The sequence below is a fragment of the Ruegeria sp. CDSC054 genome (assembly GCF_059610645.1).
The window spans coordinates 63277-89434 of the sequence record NZ_JBXWOA010000009.1; the positions used below are offsets into that span (position 1 = coordinate 63277).

Here is a 26158-nt window from a genome sequence, read left to right on the forward strand (position 1 = left end):
AAGAAATGATGTACTTTTCCCATTGGAGGAGAGGCCATGCTTACTGCGGGATGCCCTGAACCGTTGGACCGAGTGTCCAGCGTGCTTATTGTCGATGATCATCCGCTGTTTAGCGACGCACTGGCTGCGGCGTTGCAACTGAGTTTCGAGAATTGCCGGATTGAAAAAGCCAGCACGCTCGCACAATCATTTGAGATACTTGGCGAGGGCTTCAAACCTGACCTGATCATGTTTGACCTCAAATTGCCAGACGTCACAGGGATCTCGGGTTTTCAACAATTCCGACAGCGTTGTCCGAAGGTGCCGGTTCTGGTTATTTCCTCTCTTGCATCCGGAGAGCTTGTGCGATCTTTGCTGGAACATGGTGCGATGGGGTTCCTTCCCAAAGATACGCCAGCGAAAACACTCAAGATCGCGATTCAGGAAATCGCGTCTGGCCGTAAGTATGTGCCCGCCGAATACAGTCGGGTTGAAGAGACAAAGCCAGTAGAGAGCATTGTCTATCAATCCAGCCCTGAACTTTCATCACTGACGCCGCAACAGGTCAAAATTCTCAAACTTATTTGTGTGGGCCAATCGAACAAACAGATCGCATACGAGCTGTCGTTGGCCGAGGCGACCGTCAAGGCGCATATCACCGCTTTACTGCGTCGACTTAGGGTGCGCAATCGAACCCAGGCCGCTGTTCTGGTCGACTCGGTTGTCGCCCGTCAGTCGCGACATGAGCCGGAGGTTAAATCCTTTCTTCAGCACTAGGGGGCGCAAATGCGGGATCTGGAGCACGGACCGAATTTCATCGCTATTGGCCGTTCCACAAACTCGGACGCAAAAACCGCTGTTGAAGAAGCCTGTGCGGAATTGGATTGTCACTTATCGTGCTTCGTCTTGGCCTTTGTTCCCAGCAATCTTGATCCGGCGGAAGTGTCGAGATGCCTGAACTGGAAACTCGCGGGCGTTCCCGTTTTCGGCTGCACCACTGCGGGGCAAATAACGCGATCAGGTTATGAAGCAGATGCGCTGTTGCTGCTGGCCTTTCCGAAATCCAACTTTCGATGCTCCTCCATTCTGTACGAGGAACTCAGGCCGTTGGATTCAACGGAAATCGCAGCCACCGCGCAACGTCAGGCCGAGAGATTCCGTCATACGGCGGGATGGAACCGTTTGGCTTTGGTGTTCTCGGATGGATTGTCCAAGCAAGAAGATCTGCTGGTCTCAACTCTGGAAACGGTTCTTGACGGATTGCCGATCTTTGGCGGCTCTGCCGGAGATGGCCTTCAATATGAAGAAACGTTTGTTTTACATGGCGGCAGTGCCTACAGCAATGCCGCTATCCTGTTGTTGATTGAGACCAACCTTGGTTTTCAAGGCATCGGTTTTGACCATTTCCTGCCAATCGGGTCAGAGATTATTATCACCGATGCCAATCCGGAAGAGCGTGTGGTCTATGAGATCAATGGTGCCCCGGCGGCGCAGGAATACGCGCGGCTGGTCGGCTGCACAGCCGAGGATCTTTCGCCGCTGGTTTTTGCAGAAAACCCGCTGCTTCTGCGGCAAAATCTGAATTACTACGTGCGCGCCATTCGCGAACCGATGGACGGGGGCTCGCTGTCCTTTCTTGCGGCGATAGACGATGGCCTGATTATGACTTTGGGACGCGGGAAGGAGATCATCGAAACGCTCAAAGCCGGGCTCGATGTACGCAGCAATACCGGAACGGCACCGGATTTCATCCTTGGGTTCGACTGTATTTTGCGCAAGCTGGAAATCGAACAGAAACAGCTGAGCAATCAGGTCTCGGACGTTTTGCAATCCCACCGGGTTGTTGGTTTCAACACCTACGGAGAACAGCAATCCGGTGTACACATGAATCAGACCTTTGTGGGGGTCGCCTTCTTTGAACCGGAGAAGCGGGACCTAAGCTGACCATGCTTAATCCAGACGATCCGCTCGAGATTCAGGTCTCGAAACAAGCCAAGATCATTGATGCGCTGATGCGGCGTGCCATTCGCCAAAAGGACGTCGGGCCATCCGCCTTCCTGGCGTTTCAGTCCGCGATCGAGTTGCAGCAGCAGGTGATGGAGCAGAGCCGCGATCTGGAACGGGCAACCACCGAACTTGAAAGCGCCAGATACGAACGGGAGCAAACACGCAAAAGCCTCGTCAAAGCGCTGTCTTCCATGGAAGAAGGATTCGCGCTGTTCACTGATGGTGAGTTAAACCTGTGTAACGAGCTGTTTCAGGCGATCTTCCCGGATATGTCGGACATTGTCGGGCCTGGACTTAGCCTTGGGCGGTTCTTTCTATTGGTACAAAACAGCCCTGAGTTCGTATCGTCCGACCATGGTATCTCGAACATGTTGGACACGCTTGAACGCAATTGCCATACGGGCATGGTGTCAAGTGAAGTGGTCGAACTGCGTGGCGATCGCTGGTATCAATTCAGCGCGCAATACACGTCACCTCAGAACGTGGTTATTCTGCTCACCGATATCACTTCGGTTGTGCGTCGGAACCGCGACGAGAAAGAGACCCTGATCGACCGGCAGGAAGACTACCTTCAGGCGGTTTTCCAAAACATGAGCTCTGGCGTTTGCACCTTCTCGTCTGAGTCCCAGATCATGATGCACAATGCGCGGTTTCGAGATATTCTGAACCTGCCTCTCTCTCTTTTGCAGGGAAACGTACCTGTGAAAACGCTTTTGGATCTGATGCGAACACGGGGGCTGATTAAGGTCGATGATGAACGTAGAATCGGTCGATGGCAGCACGAGCTGAAAAATCGGGGCTGGCTGCGCAAACGTGTACGCGATGGATCGGACCGTGTTTTGGATATACAAGTCAACCAACTGCCTGATGGTGGTTTTCTGGTCGAACTCAAAGACGTCACGCTAGAAGCCCGTGCGACCGAGACTCTGGAAAACCGCGTCATGGAACGTACGGCAGAATTGACCCATGCAAATGCCAAGCTGGTTCAGGAATACGAAGAAAAAGCCCAGGTGGAAGAGGCGCTGCGGATCGCAAAAGAACGCGCTGAAGCTGCGGTGTCTTCCAAGACACGGTTCCTTGCTGCGGCCAGTCACGACCTGCTTCAGCCTATCAATGCGGCAAAATTGATGATCTCAACTTTGCTGGAGATCACGCGCGAGAGCGAGCTTTATGAGATGATGGAGCGACTAGACGGTGCATTCGGTTCTGCCGAGCAGTTGTTGCATTCATTGCTGGATATCTCACGGCTCGAAACAGATGACCCGGATACGGTCTCGCCCACAGATGTCAGCCTCGCCTCGATAATTGCAGGGATACAAGGCGACCAGATGCTGGTCGCTGAGAACAAAAATGTGAAGCTTGATGTGGTTCTGTGCTCGGTAATCGTGAACTCCGATCCGGTCTATCTTTTACGCTCGATCCAGAATCTTGTAGTGAATGCCATCCAATACACTGAGCCCGGTGGTCGGGTATTGGTGGGGTGTCGCAGACGTGGTGACAAAGTCATCCTGCAAGTCTGGGACACGGGTATTGGCATTGCACGCAAAGATCAGGAACGTGTGTTCGAAGAATTTACACGCGCTGAAAACGGGCCTCTTGGGTCCGGTATGGGACTGGGTTTGTCCGTCGTGGACCGCGCGTGCCGGCTTTTGGGCCACAAACTGGCTCTTCGGTCAAAACCCGGGATGGGATCGGTTTTTAGCATCGAAATGGACAAGGTCGAAACCGAGCAAAGTGTTGTTGAACCATTGGATCTTTTGACGAACGTCAGAGATCTGCCGTTGGATTTCATCGTATTGGTTATCGAAAATGACCGTGATGTTCTGTTTGGCACAACGCAATGGCTAGAACAGAATGGCGCCAGTGTTCTGCCAGCCCCGTCACCGCAGGAAGCCATGCAGTTCATCACAGATATAGGAATGCCGCCTGATATCATTCTAGCGGATTACCAACTGGATGATGGTGAAACTGGTGTGAACACAATTCGCCAAATCAGAGAGATGACGCAGACTCAGATTCCGGCGATTTTGATCACGGCGGATCGCAGCGAAGCTTTGCGCAAAGACGGATTGCGGCATGAGATTTCCGTTATGACAAAACCGGTCAAGCTGCCCCGTCTCCGGTCCTTGATCATCTGGAAGGTTCAGCACGCTCTGGCCACTCAATCGCTCGACACCGACAAAAGTCGGCGGTGACATGGGGCGAATAGCCAATACTTTCATTCATGGGAGGACAAAATCATGAGACTGTTTCTTTGCGGGCTGGCGGTTTCATTTTTGAGCCTTAATCCTTTGGCCGCGGCCTCGATTGACGCGGAACAGGCCTATGGTTTGCTGTTCCACAATGGTGTTCTGGACACAATCGCACGTGACAAAGAATTGGTTTACCAACGCACAGTCACAAACCAGCTTCGGGCCGACACAGCCGAGCGTGATACCGGCGATATCGCGCTCAGCTTCGCGGACGATGGAACCGAGATGGCGCATCTGGAGTTTCGCCAAAATGACAAACATCGCGCCATGGGAGTTTTTCCGGCCAGTGTCGGGAATCCGATGATCATGGTGTTTTATGAAAGCGTTGTCCGGGATATGGCTGAGTCTGCAGGGGGCAGCCCGTTCTACATCCGAAACCGCGTCAAAGACGCGCTGGTTCGACCTGCCGAAATTATCGAGGGTGACGCGTTGCTCAATGGCGAAACCATCCCTGTACAGACCATCTTCATGCGGCCCTTTGCCGAGGATCCGAACCGGGACCGGATGCAAGGGTTCGGGGATCTCGTCCTGAGCGTCACGGTGTCAGAAGAAGTTCCCGGTTGGTATCTGAGCTTTGTGGCGGAAGTCGTGCCGGAAGGCGGCGACTTGACTGTCTATAGATCGGAGATTCAGTTTGAAGGTTTGCAGGAGAGTCGCGAATGATAACATGGGTCCGTAAATGGGAACGTAGTCGCATGTCTTTCAATGCTATGTTCGCGGCTTTACTGATCGTGCCGGTCGTAGTGTCGGCGCAAAGCGTTGCAGACCGGCTTAACGACTACCCGACCGCCGCACGCGCGGACTACGTATTCGCTTGCATGGTCACAAACGGCCAAACCCGCGAGATGTTGGACCGGTGTTCATGCTCAATCGATCTGATCGCTTCGATCCTGCCATATGAGCAATACGAAAAGGCGGAAACCGTCCTTTCGATGCGCCGCGTCGGAGGCGAACGCATGGCGTTCTTCAAAAATGCGGTTTTAGCCGAAACCATGGTGGCTGACCTGCGCCGGGCGCAGGCTGAAGCCGAGGTTGTCTGCTTCTGAGATTGACGCTGAGGGCGCTTAGCTGGCCGCAGCCTTGGGCAGGTCTTTCTCAAAAGTATTGCCCTCGGTATCTGTGGCCTTGACCGTCAACATGGTCGTGCCGTTGTCGTTATAGGCAAACCGGAAAGCAGGGTTTTCCGAGATAGAGATGCCGCCGTCCATGGTGAACAACAGCTCTTCGCCCTGCCAAACTTCGATATGGTCGATGAAGTGCGCCGGAATGAACAGTTGCGTGACCTGATCGCGCTGCAGACCGGAATAGTTCGGGTGCCGGATCATGATCTGAGCTTCACGGCGCGGTGTCGATACCTGTGCTTCTTGCCCAAAACTGCGCAGTTTCATCTTGCCCATCGACGCCAAAGCGACCTCGGGGTCTTTGCTGGCTGGCGCTGAACAGCCGCCCGAGGCTTTGACAAACCGGCCTGTCATGTGGAGCCCGTCGGGCGTTTCAGCGATCACGCGGACATTCGAATACTGGTTCACCCGAACGCGCATCTCGAAATCCAGTTCTCCCATGGCCGGTGAAAAGGTGAAGACACCTGCAATTGGAGCTGGGTTTTCGTCGATTACAACGGTGGCGGCGGATATCTTGGCATTGGGATCAAGTTGCTTCAGAACGATGGGCACTGTTGCTGCGTCATGCGCCCGATAGGGAGCATCCAGCGAAAGCAGCGTGTCCGCGTTCCCGATCTTGGCATCACCCACCACATCAAACTGAAGGTCATGCCAGGTCTCGCCGTCGACCAGCGGATTCTTCACCGGTTGATCTGCCCACGCGGGCAAGAATAGCGCAAGTGAAAGGATCGTTGCGGGTGCTAGTGTTCTGGCCATGTCGTCTCCTCCGGCAACCGGTGTCGCAGAATATGTCATAAAACACCAAGAAAATACATGCCGACGAAAGGTGGTGTGGTTCTGGCAGCGAACTGTGCCAGTGTTCCGAACGGAGGGTTGCCATGTTTGAGGCCGTGATTTTGCTATGCGCGCAGGCCGCGACCGAGCCGTGCAGAGAGCAGCTTTTGCCGGGCTACGAAGCCGAATACCAAGCTGACTGCGAGCAGAAGCTAAAGGCGCGGCCTCCGTCGCTTTCTGATGGACACAGAGGTGATCCCTTCTGCCAAGTTATTGGGGTGGAATTGAAATTCGATGAAGTTGCACCCGGCCTGTTTGTGCATCGTGGTTTGATCGAGGAGCCGAACGCGGACAATCTGGGCGACGTCTCGAATATCGGATTTGTCGTCGGCCAAGACAGTGTTGCGGTGATCGATACGGGAACAGCACCCTGGATGGGCGAGGCCGTCTGGCGTGCCGTTCGGGCAGAGACGGACAAACCCGTCAGTCACGTAATATTGACCCATATGCATCCCGATCACACACTCGGAACGGCACCTTTGACTCTTTCAGGGGCGCTGGTTGTTGGTCATGTGGGCTTGGAAAGAGCGCTTCTGGACAGGCTCGGCAACTACGTCGAAAGCCTGAGCGCCGCGATCGGCCCCGACGCTTATGTGGGTGTTGGGCCAATTACAGTCGATATCGCGGTTAAATCCGAGGAAGAGATTGATTTGGGCGGGCGGAAACTGATCCTGCGGGCCTGGGAGAGGGCCCATACCGGGAATGATCTGACGGTATTGGATGTGAACACCGGTGTTATGTTCACCGGCGATCTGGTGTTTCATCGGCACACTCCGGCCCTGGATGGCGCTTTGATCGGTTGGCAGCGTGTTCTCAAAAAGATGACCGGGATGGATGTCGCCCAAATCGTGCCTGGTCATGGCGGGCCGGTCCTGGCCTGGCCGGTAGGTGCCGAGGATATGGTTCGCTATCTGGTTGTGCTCGAGGCGGACACGCGGGCAGCAATTGACGGCGGCGAACGTCTGGGCGATGCGGTTGAAACAATTGCGCAAGGCGAAGAGGCAAACTGGGAACTGTTTGAGGCTTATAATCCGCGCAACGCAACGGTCGCGTTTACCGAACTTGAATGGGAATAACCCGTTAACGAATGGCGCGCGTCAGGTTTTTTGCTGCTTCCAGGTTGGTCTGATCTGCGTCCTGGACATCCGTCAGCCGTGTTGAGGTTAGATCAGCGTTTCTAAAATCAGCACCAGACAACGTGGCTCCAGACAGGTCTGCGCCGCCCAATGTGGCCATCGACAGGTCTGCCCCGGTGAAATTCGCGTTTGGCAGCTTGGCAAATTCCAGATCGGCGCGGGACATATTCGCGTCGGTGAAATCCACGTCCGATCCACGAGCCGAAGTTAAAACGCCGCGCATTAGCCCCATGGACTGATTGCGCATATCAGCCGAGAAATCTGCCCCTCTGAACACTGCGCGGGTCAGGTTCGCCTTGGTGAAGTCAGCAGCCGTTCTGGCATTTGTGAAATCAGTGTCGCTCAGGTCTGCCTTGCTGAGCTGGGTCTGAAAGAGCTCCGCCCCAATAAGCGATGCGCCAGAAAGGTTAGCGCCTATCATCCAGGCCTGGCTCAGAATCGCACCGTCGAGAGTTGATCCGGACAAATCCGCGCCGTTCATTGACGCCGCCCTTAGAATCGCATTGCTGAAATCCAGTTCGGACAAGTCCAGATTGTTTAGCCAAACCCGGGTGAAATCGGCGGGTTTGTCGGTCATGGCGGTGTCCAACCGGGCGACAACGTCGGCGCGGGTCATCTGCGTTTCGGTCATTTTAGGCAATGTCATGTCAACGCCACTGAGCGGTGACTGGCCAAAAGCGTATGGTGGCGTAAGAGCTAACAAGATGATCAGTAAGGGTCTCATGTATCCCTCCGTTTTTGGCTGGCGCTTTAACCCTGATCCGACGTCAACTGCTGCAGCATTTGCGAGATCGCAAACAGACGGCGCTCAATTATTTGAGGAGTTTCGCAGAGATAGGTGATCGAGCGCTGACGGTCTGTATAAATCAACTGGTCCCAATCCAACTGCTCTTCAAGGGCATCGACGCGGTCATAATCCGGCGGGTCAGCAGAAAGGGCTTGCTCCATTTCCACTCGGGCCAGATCAATTTTTTTGGCTATGTCGATCTGATTCAGTGAAAACTCTCCGATCCCGGCGATGATGCGCTTGCGTCGTTTCGACAAGGTTTCGAAGACACGCTGGAACACCATTCCTAATACATCCGAATCCCCGTTGTAGCGCGCTGCAAAATCCGCGACTTGGGGCTTCAGGTCTTCCAGTTCGATCCGTCTCAGGGCCAGCAGTCCGACGATTTCGTCAATGTCGGCGCTGTTTTGTGTGGATTCACTCTCACTAACCTGGTGCGGCCACATAAGACCCAACGACAGATCTTCGACTTTGCGTTGAACACACGGCCAGGTTGGATCGGAAAAATCCGCTGCAATACTTGGACCAGCCGTACCGATCCAAGCCAGTGCCATAACAATCAGCTTGCCGTTCGACATCGCAGCTCTCCTCCACGCGGATATTATGCATGAAATCTGCGCGCTAAGTCCATTTAACCCAATACACACCATTGTCTTAATTGTTTGAACAAGGGGCTGACCCTCATACTCGACCCAAGCTGCCGGTCTGAATGATTCCGGCGCAGGGGAGGACCGACAGAAATGAGAACACGCGCGGCGGTTGCTGTGGCGGCAGGCCAACCTTTGGAAATAATGGAGGTTGAACTTGATGGCCCGAAAGCAGGCGAAGTCCTGATCGAGGTGAAGGCGACCGGTCTATGCCATACCGACGAGTTTACCCGTTCGGGCGATGACCCCGAAGGGATATTTCCTGCAATTCTGGGACATGAAGGTGCTGGAGTTGTTCTGGAGGTTGGGGAAGGTGTGACCAGCCTTGAGGTTGGGGACCATGTGATCCCGCTTTACACCCCCGAATGCCGCGAGTGCGAATATTGCCTGAACCCCAAGACGAACCTGTGTCAGAAAGTCCGCGCGACGCAGGGGGCGGGTCTGTTGCCGGATGGAACAACCCGGTTCAGCATGTTGGATGGCACGCCGATCCATCACTACATGGGCTGTTCGACCTTCGCCAATCACACGGTGGTGCCAGAAATCGCGTTGGCCAAAGTGCGCAAAGACGCGCCCTTCGACAAGATTTGCTACATCGGCTGTGGCGTCACCACTGGTATCGGGGCGGTAATCAACACCGCCAAGGTCGAGATCGGTTCGCGCGGTGTTGTGTTCGGTCTCGGAGGTATCGGCCTGAACGTCATTCAGGGACTTCGCATGGCTGGCGCGGATCAGATCGTTGGTGTCGATCTGAACGATGGCAAGGCAGAAATGGCGACGCGTTTCGGGATGACCGATTTCGTCAACCCAGCAAATGTCGAAGGCGATCTGGTGGCGCATCTGGTTGAATTGACTGGGGGTGGTTCAGACTACACCTTTGACGCCACGGGCAACGTTGGAGTGATGCGCATCGCTTTGGAATGCGCGCACAAAGGGTGGGGTGAAAGCATCATTATCGGTGTTGCGCCAGCTGGAGCCGAAATTTCGACCCGTCCCTTCCAACTGGTCACCGGCCGGACGTGGCGCGGAACGGCGTTTGGCGGCGCTAAGGGTCGGACGGATGTCCCAAAAATCGTCGACTGGTACATGGACGGCAAGATCGAGATCGATCCCATGATCACCCACAAGCTGACGCTAGATGAGATCAATCAGGGCTTTGACCTGATGCACGAAGGTAAGTCGATCAGAGCGGTAGTGGAGTACTAACATGGATCTAAAGGCCATCTCACAAAATCGCAGTTTCGGAGGGGAGCAGACTGTCTTCTCACACTCCTCCGAGACATGCGATTGTGAGATGATCTTTGCCATCTACCTGCCGCCTCAGGCAAAATCCGGTCCGGTGCCGGTGTTGTGGTATTTGTCCGGCCTGACCTGCACCCATGAAAACGCGATGACCAAAGGCGGCTTTCAGGAGGCCGCGGCGGATTACGGCGTTGCTGTGGTGTTTCCTGACACCTCTCCGCGCGGCGACAACGTTGCGGATGACGACGCCTATGATTTGGGGCAGGGGGCAGGGTTTTATGTGAACGCCACCCGCGATCCGTGGCGGTCACATTTCAGGATGTATGATTACATCGTCGACGAGTTGCGCGACATTGTTGTGAGGAACTTCCCGGTTCAGGATCGACATGGGATCACGGGTCATTCCATGGGGGGGCACGGCGCGATTACGATCGCGATACGGAACGCCGACAAATTCGGATCTCTTTCAGCATTTGCACCGATTGCTCATCCGACGCGTTCGGATTGGGGCCGCAAACAGCTCAGCAGCTATCTGGGTGACGACGAAAACACCTGGGTCGAGCATGATGCAACTCTTTTGTTGGAAGAACACGGCTGGAAAGGCGATCTGCTGATTGATCAGGGTGCGGATGATCAGTTTCTCGATTTGCTCAAACCCGAGGCCCTGGCCAACATGATGGCCAAGCGCCGCCAACCCGGACAGATCAGAATTCAGGAAGGGTATGACCATTCGTATTTCTTCGTGAATAGCTTTGCGCGGGACCACGTCGAATGGCACGCCGAACGTCTAAGCCAATGAAAACAGAAAGGAAAGAATGATAGTGTTCAGAACGGTATTCATGGCAACCTGCCTCATGCTTGCACCCACCTTCGCAAGTGCCGAAGGCGATCCCGAAGCGGGTGAGAAAGTTTTCCGCAAGTGCAAAGCCTGTCACGCTGTGGGCGAGGGGGCCGAAAATAAGGTGGGTCCAATGCTGAATGGTATCGTTGGCCGTCAGGCTGCCACCGTTGAGGGGTTTGGCTATTCACCAGTGCTGATTTCCCTGTCCGAAGAAGGGCTGGTTTGGACACCCGAAGAACTGGACGCGTTTCTGACCAAACCACGCGACTATGCGAAGGGGATCAAGATGACCTTTGCTGGGCTGCGTAAGGAGGACGATCGCACCAATATCATCGCATATCTTGCGACCTTTGAGGACACCGGGTCGTAAGAGATCGAGTTGCTTGCCCGTCGATGTGACCGGAAAAGGGCCGGTCTGGGCGAGCATAAACAGACACCGCAATCCGACCTGGGTGAGGTGTTGCAATGCAGCGAGATCGCTGCACGAAAGGGAGGAGATTGAATGAAAAATCTATCGCTTTGGACCTCCGGGATTGCCGTTGCACTGGCCACTGCGGCTTATGCCAATGACGACCTGGTTGCCCAGATGGAGAACTCGAAACAATGGGCGATCCAGACGGGCGACTACAAAAATCAGCGCTATTCGGCATTGGATCAGATCAACGCAGACAACGTTGGTGATCTGCAGGTGGCGTGGACTTTCTCGACCGGCGTTCTGCGCGGGCACGAAGGTTCGCCGCTGGTGATTGGCGACATGATGTATGTCCACACGCCGTTCCCGAATATTGTCTATGCTCTGGATCTGGCCAATGACGGCAAGATCGTCTGGAAGTACGAGCCCAAGCAGGACCCGGATGTAATTCCGGTGATGTGCTGTGACACTGTTAACCGTGGTGTGGCCTACGCAGACGGCAAGATCTTCCTGCATCAGGCGGACACCAAGGTTGTGGCGCTGGATGCCAAATCCGGTGATGTTGTTTGGGAAGTCCAAAATGGTGACCCGGCGATTGGTGAAACGAACACCGCTACGGTTCTGCCTATCAAGGACAAGGTCATCGTCGGCATTTCAGGTGGTGAGTTCGGTGTGCGCGGGTCGGTTACGGCCTACGATATGAACTCGGGTGAGCAAGTCTGGCGCGCCTATTCCATGGGGCCGGATTCGGACATCCTGGTTGATCCGGACAAAACCACTCATCTGGGCAAGCCGGTTGGCGCGGACTCGGGCACCAATACCTGGGAAGGCGATCAGTGGAAGATCGGTGGCGGCACCACTTGGGGCTGGTATTCTGCCGATCTGGACGAGAACCTGATGTATTATGGCACGGGTAACCCGTCGACCTGGAACCCGGCGCAGCGCCCCGGTGACAATCGTTGGTCCATGACCGTCATGGCGCGCGATATCGACACCGGTGTGGCAAGATGGTTCTACCAGATGACGCCACATGATGAATGGGACTATGACGGCATCAATGAAATGATCCTTACAGAACAGGAAATTGATGGCACCGAGCGCAAGCTGCTGACCCATTTCGACCGCAACGGTCTGGGGTACACGATGGACCGCGTCACAGGTGAACTGCTGGTGGCCGAAAAATTCGACCCGGTTGTGAACTGGACAACAGGCGTCGACATGGATCCTAGCAGCGACACCTATGGTCGTCCGGCTGTGGTTGCGCAGTATTCGACGGAACAGAACGGCGAGGACGTAAACTCGACCGGTATCTGCCCGGCGGCTCTGGGTACCAAAGACCAACAGCCTGCAGCCTATTCGCCGAAGACTCAGCTGATGTACGTGCCGACCAACCATGTCTGCATGGATTATGAGCCGTTCCGCGTGTCCTACACCGCTGGTCAGCCCTATGTAGGTGCGACGCTGGCGATGTATCCAGCACCTGAAAGCCATGGTGGTATGGGTAACTTCATTGCTTGGGACAACACTGATGGAAGCATCAAGTGGTCGCTGCCCGAGCAATTCTCGGTCTGGTCCGGTGCACTGGCAACAGCAGGTGACGTTGTCTTCTACGGAACTCTCGAAGGGTATCTGAAGGCCGTTCATGCTGAAACCGGTGAAGAACTGTACAAGTTCAAAACACCCTCTGGCATCATCGGAAACGTCATGACGTATGAGCAAGGTGGCAAGCAGTATATCGGCATCCTGTCGGGTGTTGGTGGCTGGGCCGGAATTGGTCTGGCGGCTGGTCTGACCAACCCGAATGACGGTCTTGGCGCCGTGGGTGGCTATGCTGCTCTCAGCGACTACACCGCGCTTGGCGGTCAGCTGACTGTGTTCGCGCTGCCGAACTAAGCCAAAGAACCGACCGGCGCGGCCCAAACGGACCGCGCCGGTTTTCACCTGTAAAGAAACGAGCTTTCAATGAACCACTCTGTACGTCTTCTTGCATCTGTTCTTGTGTCTTGCCTTCCTGTTGCTGCGGCCGCAGATAATCTGGCAGTCTCGTATTCCGAGGATGGGCGGTACTACACCGAAGACGATATTCCGACATTCAACGTGGCCGAGGATGGAACGGTGGACTGGATGACCTTTTCCGGCTTCCGGCGCTATCACGCGGAATGCCATGTTTGTCACGGACCAGATGGTGAAGGTTCGACCTATGCGCCTGCTTTGAAAGAGTCGGCGTTAGATATGGATTACTACGACTTTGTCGACATCGCTACGAACGGTCGCCAAGTGGTGAACGCCGCTGAAAACTCGGTGATGCCGGGATTTGGCGACAACCCGAATGTGATGTGCTTTCTGGATGACATCTATGTATACTTGAAGGCTCATGGATCGGGCGCGATTCCGCGCGGTCGCCCACCCAAAAAAGAGGCGAAATCTGACGTGATCCGCGAGGATGAAGATGCGTGCATGGGTTAATGCTTGTATTGCTCTGACGGCACTTGGCATGTGGCTCGGTCAGGCGCTGCCTACGCAGGCCCAAACTTCTGACCTAGTATCAAAGACAGCCTTTCGCGTTTGCGCGGACCCCGCCAACTACCCTGTGTCGACCGAGGACGGATCGGGGTACGAAAACCAACTGGCCGAGCTAATTGCTGCTAAGTTGGAATTGCCTGTTCAGTATGTCTGGTTTCCCCAAGCGACGGGGTTCATTCGAAATACTTTGGCCGCTAAACGTTGCGATGTGGTGATCGGCTACGCGCAGGGTCATGAGTTGGTGCAGAACACCAATCACTACTATACGTCCGCCTATGCGCTTATCGTGCCGATGGACAGCGATCTGACAGAGGTGGATCGATTGAATGACCCGGCGCTCAAGGGGCGAAAGATCGGGATTGTAGCAGGTACTCCTCCGGCGGCGCATATGGCGCGAAACGGGTTGATCGGTCAGGCCAAGCCATACAACCTTTTCGTCGATCGGCGCGTAGAAAGTCCGGCTATCGATATGTTGGATGATCTGCAATCGGGCGAGATTGACGCGGCCATCCTCTGGGGCCCGTTGGGCGGACCATTGGTCAAGGCGGACTACCCAGGTTTCAAAGTGATTCCGCTGATTGGCGAAGACCTGCCTCCACGTTTGTTCTACCGCATCACCATGGGTGTGCGGCAGGGCGAAAAGGTTTGGCAGCGGCAGTTGAATTCATTGATCCGGCGCAGTCAGGAGGAGATCAACGTTGTGTTGGCCGGGGCCGGTGTTCCGCTGGTGAATGATCTGGGGACCGAGGTTCTGGACCTGTCGCAATGATACGCGCAACAGTTACAATCGCGCTGATCTCAACCGCCGCGACGGCGCAAACCGTCCCCGAACCCAGTGACTACCGCATGGATCACTACCGCGCGCCAGTGCCGGACCGGATAACCGGCGGCACAACCATCGGCCCGGAAGACGCCCACAACCTTTGGCAAGATCAGAGTGCAGCGTTTATCGACGTTTTGCCCCAGCCCCCCAAACCTGCCAATCTGCCTGAGGGCACGATTTGGCGCGACAAGCCGCGCGACAGCATTCCAGGAACAACCTGGTTGCCCAATGTGGGCTATGGTGCAATCGCGGATGTCACAGCGGACTATTTTCGATCGGGGTTGGAGGCCGGCACCCGTGGCGACGTTGACCACGGAGTTGTATTCTTCTGTCTTGAAGACTGCTGGATGAGTTGGAACGCAGCCCGCCGCGCAATCGAATGGGGCTATACCAACATCTATTGGTTCCCAGAAGGCACGGATGGCTGGGCCTTGTGGGGGTATCCATTGGAATGGGTCGAACCCTTTCCAGGTCAGCCCGTAACCGGGGGCGGCTGACCTAGAAGCCCGCCAGCCTCTTGTGCAAATGACTGACCGTTCCGTCCGTGTCTGTCATCGTCACGTCGACCGCTTGCGCCCGGCTTGGGACGGAAATACCGACACGTGGGTTTTCAGACAGAGAAATTGATCCGGTCATCTGGACATAGCCCACGCCATCAAGATCAATATCCACGCTTTCGACATATCGCATCGGGATGAACAACAGGGAAATCTGGTCCATCTGCATTCCCGAATGCGATGGGTGATCAATGTTCAAGTCCATCTTGTTTGCGCGATCTGCACCCAAATTGGACAGGCGTGTCAACGTATCCAGCGCGGGTACACGACCGACCAATTCGGCCTCCATCGTTCCCAGATTTTCCAACGCCAGTTTCGGATCCGTCCCGGGTGGTGCGGCGCAGGCCCCAACGCCGGATGTTTTGACAAAGGTTTCCGACACCCAAAGGCGTCCATCCGTAGTTTCAGCGATGACATGCATCGGCGTCGGGCCGTTTACGCGCATGGTCACGTCGAAGTAGAAGCTCGGCAGCGGTTCTTCCAACTCGAACACTGCAGAAACCGGCATTGGATTTTCGTCCAGCACCAGGGTCACTTTGGCTACATCTGTCCCTCGGGGGGCGATGACCTGAGCGGCCAGTTCGGCTCGCGCGTCATCGGGTGTGCGATAAGGCGCATCAATTGCGATCAACGCATCGCCATTTTCCATTGGCCGGTCGCCGTAAAGCAGCGCTTTGACATTTTCCCAGGCCTCATTTGATGCCCAGGTCGGCGCGGCCAGCACAAAAAATACAGATGCAATCAGGTGAGAAGCCTTCATTGTCTTCCTCCTTGCAGAAATCTGCCAAAGGCACGCGGCCCGTCGCAGGTTTCTATCGTTTCTATCACGGAGAGCGCCTTTGGGTCCACGATGCTGACAGTGTTGTCGAACCAGTTTGCGACCACCACCAGATTCTCGCTGGCGGTTGCATCGATGCCTTCCGGGTACTCTCCGACCTCAATCAGTGCTTCATGCTCCAACGTCTTAAGAGAGATCACGCTGAGCGTATTGGAATATTGGTTCGTGACGAATGCTCGACCATGGGCAAAGGCGATCCCATAGGGACGTTCGCCAACAGTGACCGTGGCGGTGACTGCGCCGGTTTCAACATCGATAACGCTGACATCATTGTTGCCGACATTGCCGATAAACAGCCTCGCATCAGGGGCAAAGCGCAATCCGAAGGGGCGGGTGCCGATGGTTATTCGATGAAGTGGTTGCAGAGTTTCAGCATCAAAAACCGACACCTGATCTGCGTCCTTGTCAGCCGACGCTAGAAAACGACCATCGGCTGAAATCGCGATCCCGGCCGGGGCGGCGCCTGTTGGCAGTTCCGTCAGAACCTCCAAGTTTTCGCTGTCCAGCACCCAAAGACGGGCGTTGTACCAATCCGACACGAATACCCGTCCGCGTTCTGAGTCCAATGCGATTCCGATGGGTCCGCCATTGAGCGCAATCTGCGCTATCGTCTCACCCGTCTCAGTGGACAAACGCCGCACCGTTTTGCTGTCCGGGGACACGGTGAACAGCGTTCCGTCCAACCCAACGGCCACGCCCGCAGGCTTGCCGGGCAGGGGCCAACGGGCGGTTTCCTGCATTTCGGAGAGATCAATCCGGCTGAGTTCCTCGCCGTTTTGACAAGTTATGAATGCCGTCTCTGCCAGCGCCATGCTAGCAGAGATCGCCGCAAGCAACGTGAACAATCGGCTAGCTTGCCGCACCAAAACGCTCGACCAGCGCATCCAGTCCGGCCTGATACACTCCGGTCACGGCGGCGATGGCGGCCTCATCATTCAATTCGGCTGGCGGGTCATTGTTTGGATAGCCACGATAAAAGGCCCCGCGCCATTCGATGATCGAACCGCCCCCGTCACGCGGTTTGACTGTCAGATGCGACGAGTAATTGGTTACTGGCAGTACCTCAACCGCGACATCGGTGATCCGGTAGGAATAGCTCATCTTATCGTCGCTGAATTTGTAGAGGACTTCGTCAATCGCCGGCCCATCTTCTTGACCCAACGTCAGCAACCGCGTCGCGTCAATCTCATTGCCGCCTTTGCCCTCGGTCGAGAACACCGCGGGATGCCAAGACATGTCATCGAAGTTCCCGACGACGGTCCAAACCTCTTCGGGTGAAGCTGCGACTTCGGCGGTCAACGTGACCTTTTGCCGGGTTGGTCCGTGCGCCCAGCCCATGCCCGGAACCAATAGCGCAGCGGTCGTCACAAGAAGCACTCGTCGATTCATTCTGTATCCTCCCTGAATGCGCTTGGCGGTCGTTGGCCCGTCTCCCGATCGTGCGTTCCCTGTTAATTCCAACAATCAAACACACTGAAACGGCCACCCTATACGACCCCCCTGCAAAAACGCAGTTGGCCGCGGGAAACCATAGCAAGATCAACCGCATACGCGCATTCTTATAAAATAAGAATCGAGCTTAATCATGAAGCTGATAGGCTTTGTTATACAACACGGCCAAAAGTATCGGTTCCGTTCTTGGGGCGTTTCGACCTTGATGAGCCAGCCTGATCTTTCGGTGAACGGGAGGGCATCTTGACTATGCGCGTGCTGCCGCTGTTTGCGGCGCTTTTCTGGTGTGTGTCCGCAGTGACAGCTGCGGCGATCGATGTGAAAGCTGCGGTGCTGCGGATCGACTATCCGTCGCTTCTGCCGATCTCACGCTATGATCTGAAGCCGGACGATCTGGGCTTTGCCGGTGCCGCGCTTGGGGACGAGGATAACGGCACCACCGGCGGATTTCTGGGGCATACCTATGAAACTGCAACTGTTGCAGTTTCGCCGGAAGAGGCCGACGCCGCGATGGATCAGATCATCGCCGACGGAGTACGCCTAATCGTTCTGATGGCCGAAGCCCCCGACATTTTGCGCCTGACGGATAAGGCGGCTGAGGCCGGGGTGCTGGTGTTCAATGTATCGGCACCGGATATCGATTTGCGGGACGTGAACTGTCGCGGCAACCTGCTGCATATTGCGCCGTCCCGTGCCATGACAGCCGATGCAGTGGCGCAGTTTGCGGTCTGGAAAAAATGGGGGGATTGGTTCCTGCTGGCCGGTTCAAACCCCGAAGATGTGAAACTGGCAGATGCCTATCGCCGCGCGGCTACCAAGTTTGGCGCAAAGATTGCCGAGGATCGAATCTTTGCGGATACCGGAGGCTCTCGGCGGACGGATTCCGGTCATGTTCTGGTTCAGCGTCAATTGCCACTGGATACGCAGGACGTGCGAGATCATGACGTGGTGATTGCTGCTGACGAAACCGATTACTTCGGGCGTTACCTGTCTTACCACCTTTGGACCCCGCGCCCGGTGATGGGATCAGGCGGGTTGCGCCCGACGACGTTTCACGGTGCCCATGAGGCATGGGGGGCAACCCAGTTCCAGACCCGTTTTGAGGAACTGACCGGCCGATATGTTCAGCCAGAGGACTACAACACCTGGCTTGCGCTGCGTGTGATTGGCGAGGCCGTGACCCGTGCCAGCACAGCTGACCCCGATGGAGTGCGTGACTATGCCTTGTCGGAGGAATTCGAACTGGCTGCCTTCAAAGGGCAAAAGGTAACGTTCCGCGACTGGAATGGGCAGTTGCGCCAACCGATCCTTCTGTATGACGGATCGATCACCGTCAGCGTCAGCCCGCAAGAGGGGTTTCTGCACCAGGTCTCACCGCTCGATACGCTGGGTTTGGATCGGACGGAATCCAGCTGTCAGGCATTTGAATAACCGGAGGTTTTGATGAAACGACTATTGCTGACCGTCGCCTGCGCTGCGCTGACCTCGGGTCCTGCACTGGCGGGCAAGGCTTTTGTCTCAAACGAGCGGGGTAACACCATTACCGTGGTGGATACCGCAACCTGGGAGGTGATCACCGAATTTCCCGGCGGCAACCGCCCGCGTGGCATTACCGTCAGCCCGGACGGCAAGACGCTCTATGTCTGTGCCTCGGACGACAATATCATCCGGGTGTTTGATACCGAGACCTACGAGGAACTGCCCAGTCTGCCCTCTGGTCCGGACCCCGAGCTTTTCATCCTCGAACCCTCTGGCAAGCGGCTCTACATCGCCAATGAGGACGACAATCTGGTGACGGTCACAGACACCGAAACTCGCACCATTCTGGCTGAGGTGCCAGTTGGCGTCGAACCCGAAGGCATGGGGATGAGCCCGGACGCAAAATTTGTGGTCAACACCTCTGAAACCACCAACATGGCGCATTTCATCTCCACCGAGGATTACACCATCAAGCATAACATTTTGGTCGACCAGCGTCCACGTTATGCCCAGTACACCGCCGATGGCAAACGGCTGTTTGTAACGTCGGAAATTGGCGGAACCGTCTCGGTCATGGATATTGCAGAGGACGGAGCGCCCACGGTGGTTGGCAAGATCGGCTTTGAGGTGCCCGGCGTGCAACCGGAATGGCTGCAGCCCGTCGGGGCCAAGGTAACTTCGGACGGCAAGCGTCTGTTTGTTGCTCTGGGACCTGCAAACCGGGTTGCCGTCGTCGACGCGCAAAGCCTTGAGGTTCTGGACTACATCCTTGTGGGGCAGCGGGTCTGGCAGCTCGATTTCACGCCGGATGAGAAATACCTGCTGACCACAAATGGCAATTCAAACGACATTACAATTATCGATGTAGCGGCGGAAAAGGCGATCAAATCGGTACAGGTCGGTCAACAGCCTTGGGGCGTGGTGACCATTGACTGAAGTTCTAGGAGGGACGGGAATGAAGAAACTTATGATCGCAGCGATGGTCGCGGCGTTCGGTGGGCCGGTCTCGGCGGCACCGCTCTGTGACGATCTGGGATTTGCCGGACTTCTGGCGAAATGCAATCGCGGTGACACCATCAAGCTGACGCTCGCCTCGGGGCAGCCACTGGGCGAGGACGTAGTTCTGCAATCCGGCGCGTATTACAAACTTGAGATCACTGCCGATGGCTCGGCGGAATTGGCGATCGAGGGGCCTTCGTTCTTTCGTGCGATCTGGATGAATGAGATCGTGATCAACAAGATCGAAATCCGCCCAATGGCGGTGGATAGTATCGAGTTTGACAAGGCCGGTGTGGCGGAACTGTCGTTTATCGCAATCAAACCTGGCAGCCATGAAATCCGCATCCCCGGTTCCACCGGAGAATCGCAACGCATCACGGTCAGCATTCAATAGAGAAAGGATAGCATTATGAAAAAGCTTGGGATTTTGTTGATCGCTGGACTTATAGCGGCACCGGCTTTCGCCGACGAAATTGATGCGGCAACGGTCGAAAAGATCGAAGCCTATCTTGCATCCATTGAGTGTCAAATGGACCCGGATGATATCGAGGTTGAAGTTGACGGTTACGATCTGGACGACGTCATCTGTAAGGGTGGCAACCAGTTCGACATTAAGTTGGACAAGGACCTGAATGAAGTGAGCCGCAAGGCGGAATAGCGGGTTGAAGCCATGATGAATTTGATTGCAGCATGTCTTGCGCTGACCTTCACGGCGGGCGCTCTGGCCGCAGATACTTTGCCGACCATTCGCGCAGCGGTGCTCAAGATCGGGACGGTGAATTGGGAGCTGGAGACCATTCGCCAGAACGGTCTGGACAAGAAACATGGCTTCATTCTTGATGTTCAACCCTTTGCCGACAATGGCGCGACCCGCATCGCTGTTGAAGGTGACGAAGCGGATCTGGCCGTCGCTGACTGGATCTGGGTTGCCCGCCAAAGGGCTGCTGGCAAGGATTATGTATTCATCCCTTATTCCAAAGCTGTCGGTGGGGTTGTTGTACCTGCTGACAGCCCGGCGACCAGTTTGAAGGATTTGGCAGGTGGCAAGATCGGCATTGCCGGTGGACCGCTGGACAAATCCTGGCTGATCCTGCGTGCATATGCAGCGCAGGAATATGGGATGGATCTGAAAACCGACACCGAGCAGGTGTTCGGTGCTCCGCCACTGATCTTTAAGTCCGCTCTCGGGGGAGATTATGCGGGGGCAATCAATTTCTGGCACTTCCTGGCCAAGATGAAAGCGTCAGGTATGAAAGAGTTGATCTCGGTGGAAGACGCCGGGCAGGCGCTTGGCCTTGATACAAATACGCCGCTGCTGGGCTATTACATGAAAGAGAGTTTTCTGACTGAAAATCCAGATATTGCGCAAAACCTGTTCGCCGCCAGCCGAGAAGCCAAGGATCTGTTGGCCAATTCTCCTGAGGCGTGGGAGGCGATCCGCCCTCTTATGAACGCCAAGTCCGATGCGCAATTTGAACAGCTCAAATCCGATTGGATCGCCGGGATTCCTGATCGCAGCCCAGTCGACGCGGAAGCCGCCAACAAGATGCTGGAACTGATGGCCGAGTTGGGTGGGGCCGAGCTGGTGGGCGAAGCAACAACAGTGCCACAAAGTCTGTTTGCAGACGTGGAATAAGAAGCGATGCAAGACACGCGCCTCACGCCGCTTTTGTCCATCGCGGGCCTTGTGGCGTTGTGGATAGTTGCGGCCATTCTTACGGCAGACCCTCAGATTCTGCCACAGCCTTGGGACCTGATCCCACGTTTTAAACAGGAACTGGTATCGGGCGAATTGCAGCGCAGCCTTGGTGTGACTTTGGTGCGCGTGATCTGGGCTTTCGCATTGGCGATGACCATGGGAACGATCATTGGGCTGTCCATGGGGCGTTCGGATACGCTGAACCGCTGGCTCGACCCGTGGTTGGTCATTTTCCTGAACCTGCCCGCGTTGGTATTGATCGTGCTGTGCTATCTCTGGATCGGATTGACCGAGGCAGCGGCAATCACAGCCGTGACATTGAACAAAATTCCCAATGTCGCGACGATCCTGCGCGAAGGCGGCAGAGCGCTGAGCCCGGATTTGGACGCGATGGCCCAAGTCTACCGGCTGCCGAGGCAAACGCGACTGCGACATGTGATCCTGCCGCAGCTGGCCCCTTTTATCGCCGCTGCTGCAAGGTCGGGGCTTTCCCTGATCTGGAAGATCGTGCTTGTGGTCGAATTTCTGGGACGTTCATCTGGCGTTGGATTTCAAATCCACTTGTATTTTCAGCTATTTGATGTGGCGATGGTGCTTGTCTATGCGTTTTCCTTCATTGCGGTCATGCTGATCGTCGAATGGCTGGTTTTGCAACCATGGGAGCGTAAGGCACGGCGGTGGAGAGTAGCATGATCCGCATTGACATCCGACAGAAACGCTTTGGCAACGATGTCGTCTTGGGACCCGTCTCTTTTGATATCGCTGCGGGGGAAACGATCGCGCTGACAGGACCATCGGGTATCGGCAAGACCACTCTGCTCCGGTTGGTGGCCGGTATTGATCCTGACTTTGACGGCCAAATCGTACGGCCGGATCGGCTGGCGATTGTGTTTCAAGAACCCACCTTGCTGCCCTGGCGTTCGGCTTTTGATAATCTGATCCTGGTCCACCCGAGCTTGTCTCGCGCTGATGTTGAGGCCGCTCTGACAGACGTCGGTTTGGACGGAAAGGGGAATCTGTTTCCCGGTCAGTTGTCCCTGGGTCAGCAGCGTCGCTTGTCGCTGGCGCGTGCCTTTGCCGGGCAGCCCGAGTTTTTGATTATGGACGAGCCCTTTGTGTCTCTGGACGCCGAAACAGCCGAAACGATGCTGACCTTGACCGAGGATCTGATCGCACAGCATGGCCCTGCCACCCTGTTCGTGACCCACTCCCAATCCGAAGCACAACGTCTTTCCAACCTGATACTCAACCTGATATCCGGGCCGGACGGGGCCGTTTTGGGTTAGGGTTTACTCTGCAGGCTCGGTTGCTGCTCCGGGTGAAAGGCGATAGACGAAAGGCGCGTCCGCTTTGGCGGCATGTTCGTTCGCCTGATCCTGCAAGGCCCGATGATGGGGCGATTTGATGCAGACCGGGTCAGTGGCGCTTGCGTCTCCGACAATGGCCATAGCCTGACAGCGGCAGCCACCGAAATCTATGGTTTTTCGCTCGCAGGATTTGCAGGGATCTGCCATCCAGTCCGTCCCGCGATAAGCATTGAACGCGGAGCTATTGTACCAGATATCTGCAAGCGGTTTGTCCTGTACCTTATCAAATGTAAGATGCGGTATGGATTGTGCCGCATGGCAGGGCAGAACCTGACCATCCGGTGCCACGTTCAGCCCGGTGGTGCCCCAACCGCCCATACATCGCTTGGGATAGTCATCATGATAGTCCGCCGGGACATAGTCGATGACCAATTGTCCTTTCAGGTCTCTTCGCGCCTCGGTTACCAGCTTCGTCACCTGCTGCGCCTGTTCCCGTGTGGGCATCAAAGCGTCCCGGTTCTTCAAAGCCCAGCCGTGGAATTGCACCGTTGCAACCTCAATCCGCCGAGCGCCCATCTCCTGTGCCAGTTGCAACGCGCGCGGCAGTTGGTGCGCGTTGTGACGGTGCAGGACAAAGTTCAAGGTGAGTGGGAACCCGATCTGTTTGATCCATTCGACCGTCTTCATCTTTCGGTCAAAACCGCCCCGATAACCGCCAACCTTATCCGCAATCACCGCGTCGGTGCCTTGAAGGGACAGTTGGATATGGTCCAGACCAGCCTCGTCTAATTCATTCAGACGACGTTCAGACAGGCCGATCGCCGATGTGATCAGGTTAGTATATAACCCAGCCTCGCGCGCGGATTTGACCAAAGCGACCAGATCGCGGCGCGATGCGGGTTCACCACCTGACAGGTGCAATTGCAACACGCCAAGTGCAGCAGCCTCTTGGAAAACACTTGTCCAGGTCTCAGTATCCAACTCGCTGTCGAGCTTCGCCATTTCGACCGGATTGGAGCAATAGGGACAGGATAGCGGGCAACGATGGGTCAATTCGGCCAGCATGGCGATGGGTGGTGGGGGATTGGCCTGCATCACATCACATCCAGGAAACGCCGCGCCCGCAGGGCATCCAGAAAACCAGAACTGTCTTCGGCGATCTGATCTTTCGGGGCGTTAAATTTTTTCGACAAAATCGCTGTAATTTGGCCAAAACTGCGCTGGCCGTCGACTTCAGTCAAAATCGCATGTCCAACCTGATCCAACGTCACGGCCCTTTCTGGTGCCAATAAAACCCATTTATCCCGTACGGAATCGAAATGGATGCGCACACCACGCGGGAGCAATGGGACCTCCTGCGCCAGCATCACGATGCCCGCCGCATCAGAAGACCTGTGTCCGGTTTCCAGGCACCCGGTGGAGTGCGGGCGGGCTCGACATAGGCACCCCACAGGGCATCCAGTTGTGACCACAGAACATCTGTCTTGAAAATTAGGGCCTTGGCTGCCGCATCCTGCTTTTCAGCAGTATCCGAATGATCCAATACCCACGCCAGACCAAAAGCCACGTCTTTCGGGGCTTCTTTCAGGCGATTGCGGAAATAGGACAAGGATCTGTCATCTGCAAAATCGTAGTGCTGAAGCAAACCTTCGATCCTGTTGGCGTGAATTTTTGGCGCGAAAAGTTCAGTGAGCGAAGCAGCAACCGCCTCAAGCAATGTCTTTTCACGGACAAATCGCACATAGGCATCCACCGCGAATTTGGTGGCAGGCAAGACGCCCTCGCACGAGGCAACGTAGTCCGGATCAAGCCCGACCGCTTCGGCCAGCCGCAACCAACGCCGGATGCCCCCTTCGTTCTCATCCGTGCCGTCATGATCTTCGATCCGTGACCGCCAGGCGCGGCGTAGGGACGGATCTTCAACGCGCGACATGAAGGCCGCGTCCTTCATCGGGATGGAATGCTGATAATAATACCGGTTGATCACCCAGGCGCGGACTTCATTGGGGGTACACTGACCGCCATGCAGGCGATGATGGAACGGATGCAGGTCGTGATAGCGCTCGGCTCCGATCTGGCGCAGCCGGGCTTCAAAACCGTCGCGGCTTTGAGTCATAGCGTGATCTCCATTCCATCTTGACCGATCGTCCAGCCTTTGGCCTGCGCCTGGGCGTTTTCGGTACTGCCCGGACGCAGAACTGGGTTGGTGTTGTTCATATGGACGAACACTTTGCGTCCGATCTGCATATTAGCAAATCCCGCGATCGAGCCGTCGGGGCCATCCATAGACATATGCCCCATACGCTTGCCCGTTTTCTGACCCAGCCCGGCGCGCACCATCTCATCATTCTGCCAAAGCGTGCCATCAAAAAACAGAAGGTTGGCTCCCTCAAGCTGCGCGCGCAATTCCGGCGTCAAAGCAGCGCATCCTGGGATGTAATAGGCTGTCTTTCCTTGCGTGCGCAGCGCCACCCCGACGGTCTGTTCGCCGACCAGATCCGTTTGGACCTGTTCACCTTCCAGATACAGAGGCACTTTTCCGGGTACTGGAAAAAGGGTCGCAGTAAGGTTTGTAACCAGTTCAAAGGGCTCATTCAGCAAGACCGGCCTGCGTTTCACGACCGAGGCATTCAAGGCATCGAAAATCGGGTTTTCTGCAATCACGTCATGAATGCCGTTGGTCGCAAACAGCGAGAAAGGTTGCATCTCGCGCAGCGTAAGCAAACCCGCCACATGGTCGATATCCCCGTTTGTCACCAACACCGATTGAACCGGCATCTCTCGCAATCCTGTTGGAAACAGGACGGGCGTGTTGCCCAGCTGTATGCGAATATCTGGAGAAGCGTTCAGGATAGCCCAGTTTCGGCCATCGGGGGACACGGCCAGAGATGACTGCGTTTGCGCAGGAATTTCTCCGCGTCGCGCAAGATTGCAGTTTTCACATCCGCAGTTCCATTGCGGAAGGCCGCCGCCAGCAGCGGCCCCAAGAATTATCGCGCGCAACGTCATCTAGTGTTGGCGCTTACGGCTGATCAGATCAGGCCGCCGCCACGCTCATCATCATGATCTGGGCCGTACATGTTGATTTCCATGCCGCACTCGATTTCGCGGATAACAGGTTTGCTCCAAGCCATATCGGGGTCCTCCTCCTAAGATGTGCTTTCAATCAATGTGGCAGGTCCGGTGCGCCCGTGCGACTCTTAATTCATAAGAAGGATTTAGA

At 55.7% G+C, this 26158-nt stretch carries 31 protein-coding genes; 20 read left to right on the forward strand and 11 right to left on the reverse strand.

What is annotated here, in order from left to right:
* Positions 1-36 precede the first annotated feature (36 nt).
* The 5 genes from AC2FGC_RS16690 to AC2FGC_RS16710 are packed head-to-tail and all read left to right on the forward strand — an operon-like array spanning position 37 to position 5284.
* Complete coding sequence (locus AC2FGC_RS16690) at positions 37-756, forward strand: response regulator (RefSeq protein ID WP_496782917.1); 720 nt, start codon at positions 37-39, stop codon at positions 754-756.
* 9 nt (positions 757-765) lie between these two features.
* On the forward strand, positions 766-1923 hold the full coding sequence (locus AC2FGC_RS16695; RefSeq protein ID WP_496721937.1) for an FIST N-terminal domain-containing protein: 1158 nt from the start codon (positions 766-768) through the stop codon (positions 1921-1923).
* Positions 1924-1925: 2 nt separating this feature from the next.
* Positions 1926-4181 (forward strand): hybrid sensor histidine kinase/response regulator, encoded by a 2256-nt coding sequence (locus AC2FGC_RS16700; protein ID WP_496782919.1) that lies wholly within the window; start codon positions 1926-1928, stop codon positions 4179-4181.
* Positions 4182-4226: 45 nt separating this feature from the next.
* Complete coding sequence (locus AC2FGC_RS16705; protein ID WP_496721940.1) at positions 4227-4901, forward strand: hypothetical protein; 675 nt, start codon at positions 4227-4229, stop codon at positions 4899-4901.
* A gap of 47 nt (positions 4902-4948) precedes the next feature.
* Positions 4949-5284, forward strand: a complete 336-nt coding sequence (locus AC2FGC_RS16710) for a hypothetical protein (protein WP_496722949.1) — start codon at positions 4949-4951, stop codon at positions 5282-5284.
* An 18-nt stretch (positions 5285-5302) separates the two neighbouring features.
* Here the strand turns inward: AC2FGC_RS16710 and AC2FGC_RS16715 are convergent, their stop codons facing one another.
* Entirely contained in the window at positions 5303-6115 is an 813-nt protein-coding gene (locus tag AC2FGC_RS16715; RefSeq protein WP_496721942.1) for a quinoprotein dehydrogenase-associated SoxYZ-like carrier, read from the reverse strand.
* 122 nt (positions 6116-6237) lie between these two features.
* Between AC2FGC_RS16715 and AC2FGC_RS16720 the strand changes: the two genes are divergently transcribed.
* A complete protein-coding gene (locus AC2FGC_RS16720) occupies positions 6238-7269 on the forward strand; it encodes a quinoprotein relay system zinc metallohydrolase 2 (protein WP_496721944.1) in 1032 nt (343 codons plus the stop codon).
* A 4-nt stretch (positions 7270-7273) separates the two neighbouring features.
* Here AC2FGC_RS16720 and AC2FGC_RS16725 read toward each other — a convergent pair whose 3' ends face one another.
* Both AC2FGC_RS16725 and AC2FGC_RS16730 read right to left on the reverse strand, forming a co-directional pair.
* Positions 7274-8053: a pentapeptide repeat-containing protein gene (locus tag AC2FGC_RS16725; protein ID WP_496721946.1), complete on the reverse strand. Its 780-nt coding sequence runs from the start codon at positions 8051-8053 to the stop codon at positions 7274-7276.
* A 26-nt stretch (positions 8054-8079) separates the two neighbouring features.
* On the reverse strand, positions 8080-8694 hold the full coding sequence (locus AC2FGC_RS16730; protein WP_496782921.1) for a hypothetical protein: 615 nt from the start codon (positions 8692-8694) through the stop codon (positions 8080-8082).
* A 162-nt stretch (positions 8695-8856) separates the two neighbouring features.
* On the opposite strand from AC2FGC_RS16730, the gene AC2FGC_RS16735 reads away from it, so the two are divergent.
* The 7 genes from AC2FGC_RS16735 to AC2FGC_RS16765 all read left to right on the forward strand — a co-directional run bounded on the left by AC2FGC_RS16735 (position 8857) and on the right by AC2FGC_RS16765 (position 15101).
* Positions 8857-9969 (forward strand): S-(hydroxymethyl)glutathione dehydrogenase/class III alcohol dehydrogenase, encoded by a 1113-nt coding sequence (locus AC2FGC_RS16735; protein ID WP_496721950.1) that lies wholly within the window; start codon positions 8857-8859, stop codon positions 9967-9969.
* A 1-nt stretch (position 9970) separates the two neighbouring features.
* Complete coding sequence (gene fghA, locus AC2FGC_RS16740) at positions 9971-10804, forward strand: S-formylglutathione hydrolase (RefSeq protein WP_496721952.1); 834 nt, start codon at positions 9971-9973, stop codon at positions 10802-10804.
* Positions 10805-10844: 40 nt separating this feature from the next.
* Complete coding sequence (locus tag AC2FGC_RS16745; protein WP_496782923.1) at positions 10845-11216, forward strand: c-type cytochrome; 372 nt, start codon at positions 10845-10847, stop codon at positions 11214-11216.
* Between the two features lie 132 nt (positions 11217-11348).
* Entirely contained in the window at positions 11349-13151 is a 1803-nt protein-coding gene (gene xoxF5 / locus AC2FGC_RS16750; protein WP_496721956.1) for a lanthanide-dependent methanol dehydrogenase XoxF5, read from the forward strand.
* Between the two features lie 69 nt (positions 13152-13220).
* Complete coding sequence (locus AC2FGC_RS16755) at positions 13221-13724, forward strand: c-type cytochrome, methanol metabolism-related (RefSeq protein ID WP_496721958.1); 504 nt, start codon at positions 13221-13223, stop codon at positions 13722-13724.
* A gap of 28 nt (positions 13725-13752) precedes the next feature.
* Positions 13753-14550 (forward strand): substrate-binding domain-containing protein, encoded by a 798-nt coding sequence (locus AC2FGC_RS16760; protein WP_496722951.1) that lies wholly within the window; start codon positions 13753-13755, stop codon positions 14548-14550.
* Positions 14547-15101 carry a PQQ-dependent catabolism-associated CXXCW motif protein gene (locus AC2FGC_RS16765; RefSeq protein WP_496721960.1) on the forward strand — a complete coding sequence of 185 codons (555 nt, stop codon included), beginning with the start codon at positions 14547-14549 and terminating at the stop codon, positions 15099-15101. Before AC2FGC_RS16760 ends, AC2FGC_RS16765 begins: the two co-directional genes overlap by 4 nt.
* Position 15102: 1 nt before the next feature.
* Here AC2FGC_RS16765 and AC2FGC_RS16770 read toward each other — a convergent pair whose 3' ends face one another.
* Genes AC2FGC_RS16770 through AC2FGC_RS16780 form a run of 3 tightly spaced genes read right to left on the reverse strand, consistent with a single transcriptional unit; the run spans position 15103 to position 17388 of the window.
* Positions 15103-15921: a quinoprotein dehydrogenase-associated SoxYZ-like carrier gene (locus AC2FGC_RS16770; RefSeq protein WP_496721962.1), complete on the reverse strand. Its 819-nt coding sequence runs from the start codon at positions 15919-15921 to the stop codon at positions 15103-15105.
* On the reverse strand, positions 15918-16883 hold the full coding sequence (locus AC2FGC_RS16775) for a YncE family protein (RefSeq protein ID WP_496782926.1): 966 nt from the start codon (positions 16881-16883) through the stop codon (positions 15918-15920). Before AC2FGC_RS16775 ends, AC2FGC_RS16770 begins: the two co-directional genes overlap by 4 nt.
* A complete protein-coding gene (locus AC2FGC_RS16780) occupies positions 16849-17388 on the reverse strand; it encodes an SRPBCC family protein (RefSeq protein ID WP_496721966.1) in 540 nt (179 codons plus the stop codon). The genes AC2FGC_RS16775 and AC2FGC_RS16780 overlap by 35 nt, the downstream gene beginning before the upstream one ends.
* Before the next feature lie 312 nt (positions 17389-17700).
* On the opposite strand from AC2FGC_RS16780, the gene AC2FGC_RS16785 reads away from it, so the two are divergent.
* The 7 genes from AC2FGC_RS16785 to AC2FGC_RS16815 are packed head-to-tail and all read left to right on the forward strand — an operon-like array spanning position 17701 to position 22914.
* A complete protein-coding gene (locus AC2FGC_RS16785) occupies positions 17701-18882 on the forward strand; it encodes an ABC transporter substrate-binding protein (protein ID WP_496722953.1) in 1182 nt (393 codons plus the stop codon).
* 12 nt (positions 18883-18894) lie between these two features.
* Positions 18895-19866: a YVTN family beta-propeller repeat protein gene (locus AC2FGC_RS16790; RefSeq protein WP_496721968.1), complete on the forward strand. Its 972-nt coding sequence runs from the start codon at positions 18895-18897 to the stop codon at positions 19864-19866.
* A 19-nt stretch (positions 19867-19885) separates the two neighbouring features.
* Positions 19886-20323: a cupredoxin domain-containing protein gene (locus AC2FGC_RS16795; protein ID WP_496721970.1), complete on the forward strand. Its 438-nt coding sequence runs from the start codon at positions 19886-19888 to the stop codon at positions 20321-20323.
* 15 nt (positions 20324-20338) lie between these two features.
* Complete coding sequence (locus AC2FGC_RS16800; RefSeq protein WP_496782929.1) at positions 20339-20587, forward strand: PepSY domain-containing protein; 249 nt, start codon at positions 20339-20341, stop codon at positions 20585-20587.
* 12 nt (positions 20588-20599) lie between these two features.
* Entirely contained in the window at positions 20600-21565 is a 966-nt protein-coding gene (locus tag AC2FGC_RS16805; RefSeq protein ID WP_496782934.1) for an ABC transporter substrate-binding protein, read from the forward strand.
* Positions 21566-21571: 6 nt separating this feature from the next.
* The gene (locus AC2FGC_RS16810; protein WP_496721976.1) at positions 21572-22321 is read left to right on the forward strand and encodes an ABC transporter permease; all 750 of its coding nucleotides are present in this window, start codon (positions 21572-21574) and stop codon (positions 22319-22321) included.
* A complete protein-coding gene (locus AC2FGC_RS16815; RefSeq protein ID WP_496721979.1) occupies positions 22318-22914 on the forward strand; it encodes an ABC transporter ATP-binding protein in 597 nt (198 codons plus the stop codon). Before AC2FGC_RS16810 ends, AC2FGC_RS16815 begins: the two co-directional genes overlap by 4 nt.
* Positions 22915-22917: 3 nt before the next feature.
* Here the strand turns inward: AC2FGC_RS16815 and pqqE are convergent, their stop codons facing one another.
* The 5 genes from pqqE to pqqA are packed head-to-tail and all read right to left on the reverse strand — an operon-like array spanning position 22918 to position 26069.
* Complete coding sequence (gene pqqE / locus AC2FGC_RS16820; protein ID WP_496721981.1) at positions 22918-24030, reverse strand: pyrroloquinoline quinone biosynthesis protein PqqE; 1113 nt, start codon at positions 24028-24030, stop codon at positions 22918-22920.
* Complete coding sequence (gene pqqD / locus AC2FGC_RS16825) at positions 24030-24302, reverse strand: pyrroloquinoline quinone biosynthesis peptide chaperone PqqD (RefSeq protein WP_496721983.1); 273 nt, start codon at positions 24300-24302, stop codon at positions 24030-24032. The genes pqqE and pqqD overlap by 1 nt, the downstream gene beginning before the upstream one ends.
* Entirely contained in the window at positions 24302-25051 is a 750-nt protein-coding gene (pqqC, locus tag AC2FGC_RS16830) for a pyrroloquinoline-quinone synthase PqqC (RefSeq protein ID WP_496721985.1), read from the reverse strand. Before pqqC ends, pqqD begins: the two co-directional genes overlap by 1 nt.
* Positions 25048-25944 (reverse strand): pyrroloquinoline quinone biosynthesis protein PqqB, encoded by an 897-nt coding sequence (pqqB, locus tag AC2FGC_RS16835; RefSeq protein ID WP_496782936.1) that lies wholly within the window; start codon positions 25942-25944, stop codon positions 25048-25050. Before pqqB ends, pqqC begins: the two co-directional genes overlap by 4 nt.
* Positions 25945-25967: 23 nt before the next feature.
* Positions 25968-26069, reverse strand: coding sequence for a pyrroloquinoline quinone precursor peptide PqqA (pqqA, locus tag AC2FGC_RS16840; protein ID WP_085823998.1), 102 nt, complete (start codon positions 26067-26069; stop codon positions 25968-25970).
* Positions 26070-26158: the final 89 nt, after the last annotated feature.

Coding starts and splice junctions, on each gene's coding strand:
- AC2FGC_RS16785 (WP_496722953.1), top strand. CDS start 17,701: ATGCGCGTGCTGCCGCTGTTTGCGGCGCTTTTCTGGTGTGTGTCCGCA.
- AC2FGC_RS16725 (WP_496721946.1), bottom strand. CDS start 8,053: ATGAGACCCTTACTGATCATCTTGTTAGCTCTTACGCCACCATACGCT.
- AC2FGC_RS16810 (WP_496721976.1), top strand. CDS start 21,572: ATGCAAGACACGCGCCTCACGCCGCTTTTGTCCATCGCGGGCCTTGTG.
- AC2FGC_RS16795 (WP_496721970.1), top strand. CDS start 19,886: ATGAAGAAACTTATGATCGCAGCGATGGTCGCGGCGTTCGGTGGGCCG.
- AC2FGC_RS16715 (WP_496721942.1), bottom strand. CDS start 6,115: ATGGCCAGAACACTAGCACCCGCAACGATCCTTTCACTTGCGCTATTC.
- pqqD (WP_496721983.1), bottom strand. CDS start 24,302: ATGCTGGCGCAGGAGGTCCCATTGCTCCCGCGTGGTGTGCGCATCCAT.
- AC2FGC_RS16765 (WP_496721960.1), top strand. CDS start 14,547: ATGATACGCGCAACAGTTACAATCGCGCTGATCTCAACCGCCGCGACG.
- AC2FGC_RS16690 (WP_496782917.1), top strand. CDS start 37: ATGCTTACTGCGGGATGCCCTGAACCGTTGGACCGAGTGTCCAGCGTG.
- AC2FGC_RS16800 (WP_496782929.1), top strand. CDS start 20,339: ATGAAAAAGCTTGGGATTTTGTTGATCGCTGGACTTATAGCGGCACCG.
- AC2FGC_RS16730 (WP_496782921.1), bottom strand. CDS start 8,694: ATGTCGAACGGCAAGCTGATTGTTATGGCACTGGCTTGGATCGGTACG.
- AC2FGC_RS16790 (WP_496721968.1), top strand. CDS start 18,895: ATGAAACGACTATTGCTGACCGTCGCCTGCGCTGCGCTGACCTCGGGT.
- AC2FGC_RS16815 (WP_496721979.1), top strand. CDS start 22,318: ATGATCCGCATTGACATCCGACAGAAACGCTTTGGCAACGATGTCGTC.
- AC2FGC_RS16710 (WP_496722949.1), top strand. CDS start 4,949: ATGTTCGCGGCTTTACTGATCGTGCCGGTCGTAGTGTCGGCGCAAAGC.
- AC2FGC_RS16735 (WP_496721950.1), top strand. CDS start 8,857: ATGAGAACACGCGCGGCGGTTGCTGTGGCGGCAGGCCAACCTTTGGAA.
- pqqB (WP_496782936.1), bottom strand. CDS start 25,944: ATGACGTTGCGCGCGATAATTCTTGGGGCCGCTGCTGGCGGCGGCCTT.
- pqqC (WP_496721985.1), bottom strand. CDS start 25,051: ATGACTCAAAGCCGCGACGGTTTTGAAGCCCGGCTGCGCCAGATCGGA.
- AC2FGC_RS16745 (WP_496782923.1), top strand. CDS start 10,845: ATGGCAACCTGCCTCATGCTTGCACCCACCTTCGCAAGTGCCGAAGGC.
- AC2FGC_RS16755 (WP_496721958.1), top strand. CDS start 13,221: ATGAACCACTCTGTACGTCTTCTTGCATCTGTTCTTGTGTCTTGCCTT.
- AC2FGC_RS16805 (WP_496782934.1), top strand. CDS start 20,600: ATGATGAATTTGATTGCAGCATGTCTTGCGCTGACCTTCACGGCGGGC.
- AC2FGC_RS16770 (WP_496721962.1), bottom strand. CDS start 15,921: ATGAAGGCTTCTCACCTGATTGCATCTGTATTTTTTGTGCTGGCCGCG.
- AC2FGC_RS16705 (WP_496721940.1), top strand. CDS start 4,227: ATGAGACTGTTTCTTTGCGGGCTGGCGGTTTCATTTTTGAGCCTTAAT.
- pqqE (WP_496721981.1), bottom strand. CDS start 24,030: ATGCAGGCCAATCCCCCACCACCCATCGCCATGCTGGCCGAATTGACC.
- pqqA (WP_085823998.1), bottom strand. CDS start 26,069: ATGGCTTGGAGCAAACCTGTTATCCGCGAAATCGAGTGCGGCATGGAA.
- AC2FGC_RS16780 (WP_496721966.1), bottom strand. CDS start 17,388: ATGAATCGACGAGTGCTTCTTGTGACGACCGCTGCGCTATTGGTTCCG.
- AC2FGC_RS16760 (WP_496722951.1), top strand. CDS start 13,753: ATGTGGCTCGGTCAGGCGCTGCCTACGCAGGCCCAAACTTCTGACCTA.
- xoxF5 (WP_496721956.1), top strand. CDS start 11,349: ATGAAAAATCTATCGCTTTGGACCTCCGGGATTGCCGTTGCACTGGCC.
- AC2FGC_RS16775 (WP_496782926.1), bottom strand. CDS start 16,883: ATGCGCTGGTCGAGCGTTTTGGTGCGGCAAGCTAGCCGATTGTTCACG.
- AC2FGC_RS16720 (WP_496721944.1), top strand. CDS start 6,238: ATGTTTGAGGCCGTGATTTTGCTATGCGCGCAGGCCGCGACCGAGCCG.
- fghA (WP_496721952.1), top strand. CDS start 9,971: ATGGATCTAAAGGCCATCTCACAAAATCGCAGTTTCGGAGGGGAGCAG.
- AC2FGC_RS16700 (WP_496782919.1), top strand. CDS start 1,926: ATGCTTAATCCAGACGATCCGCTCGAGATTCAGGTCTCGAAACAAGCC.
- AC2FGC_RS16695 (WP_496721937.1), top strand. CDS start 766: ATGCGGGATCTGGAGCACGGACCGAATTTCATCGCTATTGGCCGTTCC.